This window comes from Streptomyces boluensis (genome assembly GCF_009908195.1).
Taxonomy (GTDB): Bacteria; Actinomycetota; Actinomycetes; order Streptomycetales; family Streptomycetaceae; genus Streptomyces; species Streptomyces boluensis.
On the sequence record NZ_JAAAHS010000320.1, the window covers coordinates 1 to 9034 of the forward strand.

General features: G+C 71.9%; 7 protein-coding genes. 2 read left to right on the plus strand and 5 right to left on the minus strand.

The window, feature by feature from the left end; genetic code table 11:
* Nucleotides 1–25: 25 nt before the first annotated feature.
* Nucleotides 26–2107 carry a bifunctional glycosyltransferase 87/phosphatase PAP2 family protein gene (locus GUY60_RS29125; protein WP_161703144.1) on the plus strand — a complete coding sequence of 694 codons (2082 nt, stop codon included), beginning with the start codon at nucleotides 26–28 and terminating at the stop codon, nucleotides 2105–2107.
* Here the strand turns inward: GUY60_RS29125 and GUY60_RS29130 are convergent.
* Both GUY60_RS29130 and GUY60_RS29135 read right to left on the minus strand, forming a co-directional pair.
* Entirely contained in the window at nucleotides 2041–3474 is a 1434-nt protein-coding gene (locus GUY60_RS29130) for a hypothetical protein (RefSeq protein WP_246235794.1), read from the minus strand. The two genes, GUY60_RS29125 and GUY60_RS29130, sit on opposite strands and share 67 nt — an antisense overlap.
* Before the next feature lie 129 nt (nucleotides 3475–3603).
* The gene (locus tag GUY60_RS29135) at nucleotides 3604–4848 is read right to left on the minus strand and encodes a cytochrome P450 (RefSeq protein ID WP_161703140.1); all 1245 of its coding nucleotides are present in this window, start codon (nucleotides 4846–4848) and stop codon (nucleotides 3604–3606) included.
* Between the two features lie 318 nt (nucleotides 4849–5166).
* Between GUY60_RS29135 and GUY60_RS29140 the strand changes: the two genes are divergently transcribed.
* Nucleotides 5167–6336: a steroid 3-ketoacyl-CoA thiolase gene (locus tag GUY60_RS29140; RefSeq protein ID WP_161703141.1), complete on the plus strand. Its 1170-nt coding sequence runs from the start codon at nucleotides 5167–5169 to the stop codon at nucleotides 6334–6336.
* 153 nt (nucleotides 6337–6489) lie between these two features.
* Here the strand turns inward: GUY60_RS29140 and GUY60_RS29145 are convergent, their stop codons facing one another.
* The 3 genes from GUY60_RS29145 to GUY60_RS29155 all read right to left on the minus strand — a co-directional run.
* The gene (locus GUY60_RS29145) at nucleotides 6490–6936 is read right to left on the minus strand and encodes an aggregation-promoting factor C-terminal-like domain-containing protein (RefSeq protein ID WP_312866470.1); all 447 of its coding nucleotides are present in this window, start codon (nucleotides 6934–6936) and stop codon (nucleotides 6490–6492) included.
* Nucleotides 6937–7289: 353 nt separating this feature from the next.
* Nucleotides 7290–8147: an ECF transporter S component gene (locus GUY60_RS29150; protein ID WP_161703142.1), complete on the minus strand. Its 858-nt coding sequence runs from the start codon at nucleotides 8145–8147 to the stop codon at nucleotides 7290–7292.
* Nucleotides 8144–9034, minus strand: an 891-nt coding sequence (locus GUY60_RS29155) for an ATP-binding cassette domain-containing protein (protein ID WP_161703143.1), incomplete at its 5' end; no start/stop codon positions are given. The genes GUY60_RS29150 and GUY60_RS29155, both read right to left, overlap by 4 nt.

The window sequence follows — 9034 nt, forward strand, 5'->3', positions numbered from 1 at the left end:
GGCCGAGACGGTCGGCGGGGAGCCGGTGGGCGGCGGGACGGGCGCCCTGCGCGTGCTCCTCTGGCTGGTCGCCGCGGTCCTCGCGGCAAGGCAGCTCGCGGTCGTGCTCAGCAGCCCCAGAGGCGAGCGTCTCACCGACCTGGAGACCTGGATCGGGCCGCACGGCGTGCTGCGCGTCAGCGGTTCGCTGTACGACACGGAGCTGTACGACACGGGGACGTTCACCGGCACGCCCTTCGCCGGCCTCGTGCTCAAGCCGCTGACCCGGTCCGCGGAGCAGGCGCTCGGGGTGGCGTGGACCTTCGGCACGCTGCTGCTCGTCGTCGCGCTCGGCCTGGTCGTCGCCCGCGCGCTGCCCGGACCTGTGACGCCGCGCACCTCGCTGCTCGCCGCGCCGGTGACGATCTGTCTGCTGATGCTGTCCCTGCCGGTGCGCAATGCCCTGCACCTCGGCCAGAGCAGCGTCATCCCGGTCCTGCTCGTGCTGCTCGGCTGCTGCGCGGTGCGCGGCGAGCGCACCGCGGGCGTCCTCATCGGGGTGGGCGCGGCCCTGCAGCCGACGGTGCTGCTGTTCGCCCCGCTGCTCTGGCTGACCGGCCGCCGCCGCGCCGCCGTCGCCACCGGCGTGACCTTCGCCGCCGCCACCGCGCTGGCCTGGGCCGCGCTGCCGCACGACTCGTGGACGTACTGGGTGCACCACATCGCCGGCGCGGGCCTCGGCGCCCGCGCGGACGACGTGGCCAACCAGTCGCTGCACGGCGCCCTGCTCCGGCTCGGACTCCAAGGGCCGCTGGAGACCGCCCTGTTCGTGGTGCTCGGCGCGGCCGTCGTGCTGCTCGGGCTGCGCCGCGCGGTGCGGTACGCCAGGGACGGGCAGCTCCTGCTCGGTGTCGCGGTGACCGGCTGTGTGGCGGTCGCGGTCTCGCCGACGGCCTGGCAGCACCAGTTGCTGTGGGTGCTGCTCACGGCGGTCGGCAGGGTCGGCACGCGGGCGAAGGACCGCTATGTGTGGCCGGTCGCCGTGGCCGTCGTCCTGGTGCTGCCCGCGCGGATGATGGTGCCGAACATGGCGCTCGCACACCCGGTCAGGGACAACGCCCTGCTGCTCGTGGCCGTCGCCGCGGCCTGCGCGGTGCCGTTCCTGTCCCGCGCCGCACCGCAGTACGCACGGCCGTGGCCGACTCGGTACGCGACGCCGGCCCCGGCCCGGCTGCGATGGGTGCCGCTGCTGCCGTTCTGGCGCCGCGCACTCGGCCGCCCCAACCTGCTCCTCGAACTCCTGCTGATCCGGGTCGGGTACTCGATCTACCAGCAGACCCGGCTCATGGCGACCGGCTCACGCGCGGCGGCCGAGGAGCACGGTGCGCAGATCCACGCGGTGGAGCGGGCGCTCGGCCTCGACATCGAGCACTGGTTCAACCGCCTTGTGGTGGACACCCCTTGGGCCGAGGCGTTCCTCACCTTCTACTACACGTCCTTCCACTTCGTGCTGCCGCTTTCGGTGCTCGGGGTGCTGTACGCGCGCAGACCCGCGCAGTTCCGGTGGGCGCGCACCAGCCTCGGCTTCGCCACCGTCCTCGCCCTGGCCGGCTTCTGGCTGTACCCGCTGGCCCCGCCGCGCCTGATGCCGACGCTGGGCTTCGTCGACACGGTGAACGGCGTCCAGGACTTCAGCCGGCCGGACTACGGCGCGCTGACCTCGGTCACCAACCAGTACGCCGCGATGCCGTCGCTGCACTTCGGCTGGTCCCTCTGGTGCGGCCTGGTGATCGCGCTGCTCGCGCCGAAGGTGTGGATGAAGGTGCTCGGCCTGCTGCACCCGGCGTTCACGGTGCTCGCCATCGTCGGCACCGCCAACCACTGGGTGCTGGACGCGGTGGGCGGCGCCGCCGTCGTGGGCGCCGGATTCGGCCTCACGTACCTGCTGAGCGGCCCCCGGCCACGGCACCCTGAACCGGACCAGGACCCTGCTCACGTACGGGAGAGACCGAGCCCCGCCGGACGCGGAGCGCCGGAACCCGTCGGAGCCGGACCGGACGGTCAGCGAGCGGCGGCCGGGCGGCTCGGCACGGAGGCTGGCGGCAGGGCGATCCGCCAGCCGTTGTAGCTGCCGGGGACCGGGAGCACCCGCCAGTGCCGCAGCTCCGGCGGCGGACCCGCGCGGCGCAGCGCCAGGGCGTCGGGGATGCGGCCGGGGTGCTGTACGGCGGGATGGCAGCGGGCGGTGTACGCGACGGGGACGACGGAACTGTTGCCGCCGAGCACACAGCCCGGTCCGACCCCCGCCGACCGCAGCGCCCCCGCGATGCGGACCCAGTCCCGCCGGGCCTCCGTCTGCACCCGCACGTGCACGGCGAGGGTGACCCACTGCACGGCGAGATGCGCGCACAGCACAAGCACGAGCACCGCGACCGCGGCCCGGCCACGCGCGCGTACGGCACGTACCAGCGCGAGCAGCGCCACCGAGGCGGGCAGCATCAGCAGGGCGTACGCGGTGAACAGGAACCGGGGAGCGGTGTAGTCGACGAGGAAGGCGTACGTGAGGGCCGACGAGACGGCGACCACCGTCGCGAGCCGGAGCGCGGCCCGCAGTTGGGGCGGCTCCCGCCGGACGAGCCACAGGCCCGCGCCGACCAGGACCGGCAGCGCGAACCACCACAGGGCCACCGGGAGTTGGAGCCCGTCGCGCGCGCAGGGGCGGCAGAGCAGCGGGCCGTCGAGCGCGGTGACCAGGTACGGGAGGGCGAACCGGGGCCGCATGTCGCCCTGTTGGCCGCTGGCGAGGGCGAGCCGCTCGGGGATGCCGCCGTACCGCAGCACCGCCTCCATCGCCCACGGCAGCACGCCCGCGAGGACACCGGCGAGTACGGCAGCGGCCGGTGCGAACGCCCGCCAGGGCCGGTGTACGAGCGGGGCGAGGAGCAGTGGCGCCGCGATCCACACCGCGTCGTTGGGGCGCATCGAGGTGGCCACGGCCAGGCCGAGGGCGAGCCCGCACAGCAGGGCGGGGCGTCGCTCGCCGCCTCCGTACCGGACGAAGCAGCCCACGGCGGCCGTCGCGCCCATCGCCGTCGCGTGGTTGGGCATGGCGGAACCGGCGTAGAACAGTACGGACCAGAGCGTGCCGTACCCCGCGGCGGCGAGCGGGACCGTGCGCGGGCGGTCCGGCAGGGCGCGCAGCCACGGCAGGAACCCGGCGTACAGCGCGGCCCCCGAGACCAGACTCAGCCACACCCGCAGCAGCACCACGGAGTCCGACCAGAGGGCGACGGGGGCGGCCAGGGCGGGCACGCCACGGGTGCGGGGCGCTTGGAAGGGCACGTCGAGCCCGTGGGCGAACGCGGGGAAGCGGCTGACGTAGACGATCTCGTCCCAGCCGAGCGGCAGGGAGAGCGGTACGAAGAGGGCGGGCAGCAGGGTGAGCGTGGCGCACACGGCGAGCAGCGTCCGGTGTGCGCGCCGCAGGTCTCTCACGTGGCGCGGTCCTGTCGGTCGGCCCCCCTGCGGACCGGCCCATCATGGACGACCGGCGCACGGGATCGACGGAACACGGCCGCTTCCGGGAGGCGGAGGTGGTCTTCCGCGGCCTCCCGGCGGGCCCGCTCAGGCGGTGGTGACCTGGAGTTCCTTGATGCCGTTGAGCCACGCGGCGCGCAGCCGGCGTGGGTCGCCCGCGAGCCGCAGGTCGGGCAGCGCGTCCGCGAGGGCGTTGAAGATCAGGTCGATCTCCTGGATGGCGAGGGACTTGCCGAGGCAGAAGTGCGGACCGCCGCCGCCGAAGCCGAGGTGCGGATTGGGGTCGCGGGTGATGTCGAACCGGTCGGGCCGGTCGAAGACCTCGGTGTCGTTGTTGGCCGAGGAGTAGAAGAGGCCGACGCGGTCGCCCGCCTTGACCGGTACGCCGCCGATCTCGGTGTCCTGGGTGGCGGTGCGCTGGAACGCGGTGACGGGGGTCGCCCAGCGGACGATCTCCTCGGCGGCGGTCGCGGGCCGCTCGCGCTTGTAGAGCTCCCACTGGTCGGGGTGGGTGAGGAAGGCGTGCATGCCGTGGCTGATGGCGTTGCGGGTGGTCTCGTTGCCCGCGACGGCGAGCAGCAGCACGAAGAAGCCGAACTCGTCGGTGGAGAGGTTCCCTTGGTCCTCGGCCGCGACGAGCTGCGACACGATGTCCTTGGCGGGGCACGCCTTCCGGTCGGCCGCCAGATTCATGGAGTAGCCGATCAGCTCCATCGCGGCCTCGGCGCCGACCTCTTCGGTGATGGCGTACTCGGGGTCGTCGTACGCGATCATCTTGTTCGACCAGTCGAAGATCCGGGCCCGGTCCTCCTGCGGTACGCCGATGAGTTCGGCGATGGCCTGCAGCGGGAGTTCGACGGCGACCTTGGTGACGAAGTCGAAGGAGCCGTCGGCGGCGAGGCTCTGCTTCGCTTCGTCGGCTATGGCGGCCGCGCGGTCGCGCAGCGCGTCGGAGAGGGAGCGGATCGCGCGCGGGGTGAAGCCGCGCTGCACGATCTGGCGGACCCGGGTGTGCTCGGGCGGGTCCATGTTGAGCATGATCAGCCGCTGGACGTCGATCTGGTCGCGGTTGATGTGCTCGTTGAAGCGGATGACGGCGGTGTTGGTGTTGGAGGAGAACAACTCCGGGTGCGTGGAGACGTACTTGACGTCCGCGTGCCGTGTCACGGCCCAGTAGCCCTCGTCGTCGAAGCCCGTGATGCCGCGCCGCTGCGGGCACCACCACACCGGCGCGGTCTGCCGCAGCTCGGCGAACTCCGGGAACGGCACACGGCTCTGCAGGAGGTCGGGGTCGGTGGCGTCGAACCCGTCGGGCAGCGCGGGACAGGGCATCGGCAACTCCAGAGTCGTACCGGGCGGACATGGGCGTATGTCGGAATGCGTAGCGGCATACAAAGCGGCGTACATGTCGGCCGTTATCGTCTGACGGCCCATCAGAATCAGTCTGAAGGTAATAACCGGTTCTACAAGTGGCAAGGCTTCGGGCGGCATCTGTTGCGGACGTGGTCCGTGCAAGACCCTTGCGGTAGACGGGGCGCACTCATAAGACTGCTCTCAGAACTAGAACGCGTACTAGTTCTGTCTGTCCGTGCTGGCGGGGTGCCGGGATCACCCCGGGACGGGCGAGATGTGCGAGGAGAGGACTGGCTCATGGCCGCGGAACCCGTCATCGTCGAAGCCGTACGGACCCCCATCGGCAAGCGTTCAGGGGCGCTCGCCAATCTGCATCCGGCCTATCTGCTCGGCGAGACCTACCGCGAACTCCTCGCCCGCACCGGCATTCACGCCGACTGTGTCGAGCAGATCGTCGGCGGCGCCGTCACCCAGGCGGGAGAGCAGTCCGCCAACCCGACGCGTACGGCCTGGCTCACCATGGGCCTGCCGTACGAGACCGCCGCGACGACCGTCAACTGTCAGTGCGGGTCCTCGCAGCAGGCCAGTCACATGGTCGCCAACATGATCTCGTCCGGTGTGATGGACGTCGGCATCAGCTGCGGTGTCGAGGCCATGTCCCGGGTGCCGCTCGGCGCGGCCTCGAAGCACGGGCCGGGCAAGCCGTTCCCGGACGAGTGGAACGTCGACCTGCCCAACCAGTTCGAGGCCGCAGAACGCATCGCGCGCAAGCGGGGATTGACGCGCGAGAACGTCGACTCGCTAGGTCTGATCTCGCAGGAGCGGGCCGCGGCCGCCTGGGCGGAGGAGCGCTTCAAACGCGAGACGTTCGCCGTGCAGGTGCCGACGACGGAGGAGGAGCAGGCAGCGGGGCAGGGCATGTGGCGGCTCGTCGACCGCGACGAGGGGATGCGCGACACCAGCATGGAGGGGCTCGCCCGGCTGAAGCCGGTGATGCCGACCGCCGTGCACACCGCGGGCAACGCCTCGCAGATCTCCGACGGGGCCTCGGCGATCATGTGGGCGTCGAAGCGGATGGCCCGCGCCCTGAAGCTCAAGCCCCGGGCGCGCATCGTCGCCCAGGCCCTGGTCGGCTCCGACCCGCACTTCCACCTCGACGGCCCGATCGACGCCACGCGCGCGGTGCTCGGCAAGGCGGGCATGTCGCTCAAGGACATCGACCTGGTCGAGATCAACGAGGCCTTCGCGTCGGTGGTGCTCAGCTGGGCCCAGGTCTTCGACCAGAACCTGGAGAAGGTCAACGTCAACGGCGGCGCGATCGCCCTGGGCCACCCGGTCGGCGCGACCGGCGCCCGCCTGATCACGACGGCCCTGCATGAACTGGAGCGCAGGGACAAGGAGTTTGCGTTGGTCACGATGTGCGCGGGCGGGGCGTTGGCCACGGCGACGATTCTGCAGCGGCTGTGAAATCCAGCCCGTCCGGCGTTTGAGGACGAGCCCGGAGGGCGATCGACGGTTCCGCAGTCGACAAGAACATGCACGCACCGGGAACGCGAAAAGGCCGCACCCCCAACAGGGGTGCGACCCAACGCGAAAACCTCAAACCAAGCGGCCAGCGATTCAGTACCAGCCGTTCGACTGCCAGTGGCTCCACGCGTCGACCGGGCTGCCGTAGCGGTCGTTCATGTAGTCCAGGCCCCACTTGATCTGCGTCTCGGGGTTGGTCTTCCAGTCGGCGCCCGCGGAGGACATCTTCGAGGCGGGCAGGGCCTGGACCAGGCCGTACGCGCCGGAGGACGAGTTGGTGGCCTTCGGGTTCCAGCCGCTCTCGTGCGAGACGATCTTGCTGAAGGCGGCGTACTGGGCGGGGTCCGGGATCATCTTCTTCGCGATCGCTTGCGGGGACCCGGCGGCCGCGGGGGCCACAGCGGCCGGAGCGGCCGCGGGGGCGGCGGCGTGGGCGGCCGGGGTCGCGGAGAAGGCCATGCCGGCGGCGGCGAGTGCCACGGCGGCACCGGCGAGGGTCTTCTTCGGGGCGGCGATGCGGCGGAGGATGGAGACGGACACAGAGAGCCTTCCAACGGGGACGGGGAGCGTCACGAGGCAAGCCGGTGCCGCACGGGGGGTGCGGTGGGGGCGAGACACAGGCGCTGTGACCGATGCGGTCGGCGCCCTGCGACGTCATCCAGAGAAGCAGGGCTGTTACGTCGCCGCAATGACCCCTTTTACTAGTTCTGGTCGCACATGGGGAGAAAAGTCCCTTGTGCTGATATGGGGGTCGACAGCGCAGGTCAGACCCCGTTTCAGGGGGTCCGTGGATCATGGCTGAGGCCCTACTAGGGCACGTAGTGGAGGACTAAAGTCCTGTGCGGGGGCTCACCCCGAAGGGACCCATTCCGTTACGTACGGCCAGCGGGCCCTTACGGTCGCGGCTCAGCGGCTGTGACCTGCGCCTCGGGCGCGGGCCCCGAAAATGTGACGGGCGCCTCGAAAGCGGCCCGCCGGGTGGCCCGGCGCAGCGCCTTCAGCACGGTCCCGCCCACGGCGAGCGTCAGTACGACGGTCATCACCGCGCGGCCCAGGTCCCAGCCGAGCGAGGTCGCCACGCAGTACGCGAGATAGCGGACCAGGTTCTCGTGCAGCGGGTCGCCGGGCTGGAAGGAGATGCCCGAGCCGAGGCCCGGCACGATGGTCCAGCCGTACAGGTTCATCACGAGCCCGTAGCCGAACGAGGCCACCGCGCCGTACAGCGCGAGCAGCGCCAACTCGCCCCGGCCGCGCAGGAGTCGGGAGCCGGGGAGCAGCCCCGCGCCCATCGACACCCAGCCCATGGTGAGCATCTGGAACGGCATCCACGGGCCGACGCCGCCGGTCAGCAGCGCGGACGCGAACATCGTGACCGAGCCGAGTACGAAGCCGAAGCCCGGCCCGAGCACCCGCCCCGCGAGCACCATCAGGAAGAACATCGGCTCAAGCCCGGCCGTACCCGCGCCCAGCGGACGCAGCGCCGCGCCGACCGCCGCGAGGACCCCGAGCATCGCCACGGCCTTCGCGCCGAGCCCCGACTCCGCGATGGTCGCCGCCACCACGCCGACGAGCAGCGGGAGCAGCGCCGCGAACAGCCAGGGCGCGTCCTGCGCGTGCGCGGTCACCCCGGACGAGGCGTCGGCGAGCAGCGGCCAGCCGAACGCGGCCACGCCGATCGCGCTGACCAGGACAAGCGCGCACACCGACTTGGGGCCGAGCCGCACCGGCCGCGCGGAAGCGGACGTACTCACTCCGCGCCCTCCAGGGCGGCCGCCACCTGGGCGACGGTCAGCCACTTCTGCGGTGCCAGGACCTTGGTGACCTGCGGGGCGAAGGACGGCGACGACACCACCACATCGGCGGTCGGGCCGTCCGCGACGACCTCGCCGTCGGCCAGGATCACCACGCGGTGGGCGAGTTCGGCGGCGAGCTCCACGTCATGGGTGGCGAGCACGATCGCGTGTCCCTCGGCGGCGAGCGCCCGCAGCACCCCGACGAGCCGGGCCTTCGCCGCGTAGTCGAGGCCGCGGGTCGGCTCGTCGAGCAGCAGCAGCGGGGGCTTCGCGGTCAGCACGACGGCCAGGGCGAGCGTGAGGCGCTGGCCCTCCGACAGGTCGCGCGGATGAGTGTCGTCCGCGATGCCGGGGAGCAGCTCGGACACCAGGTCCCGGCAGGTGCCGGGGGCGGCGTCCGCGTCGTGGTCGGCCGCGGCGCACTCGGCGGCGACGGTGTCGGCGTACAGCAGGTCGCGGGGTTCCTGCGGTACGAGGCCGACGTGCCGGATGAGTTCGCGGGGCGTCGTCCGGTGCGGGGTGACCCCGCCGGTGCGTACCGAACCCGTGGCGGGTTCGAGCATGCCTACGAGGGTGGTGAGGAGGGTGGACTTTCCGGCGCCGTTGCGGCCCATGAGGGCGAGGGTTTCGCCTGCGGTGACCTGTAGGTCGACTTGGCGGAGGGCTTCTACGCGGCCTCGGCGTACCGTCAGGTTCTCCGCACGTGCGACGGGGTGATCGGCTTCGGGTTCCGGTGCTCGGCACTTGGTGCGGGGGGCGAACCAGGTGGTCCACCTGGACGTCGACCGGGAAGGTTGCCCGGAACCGGGGTGCTGTGCCCACCCTCCCCCAGCTACCGCTGGGGG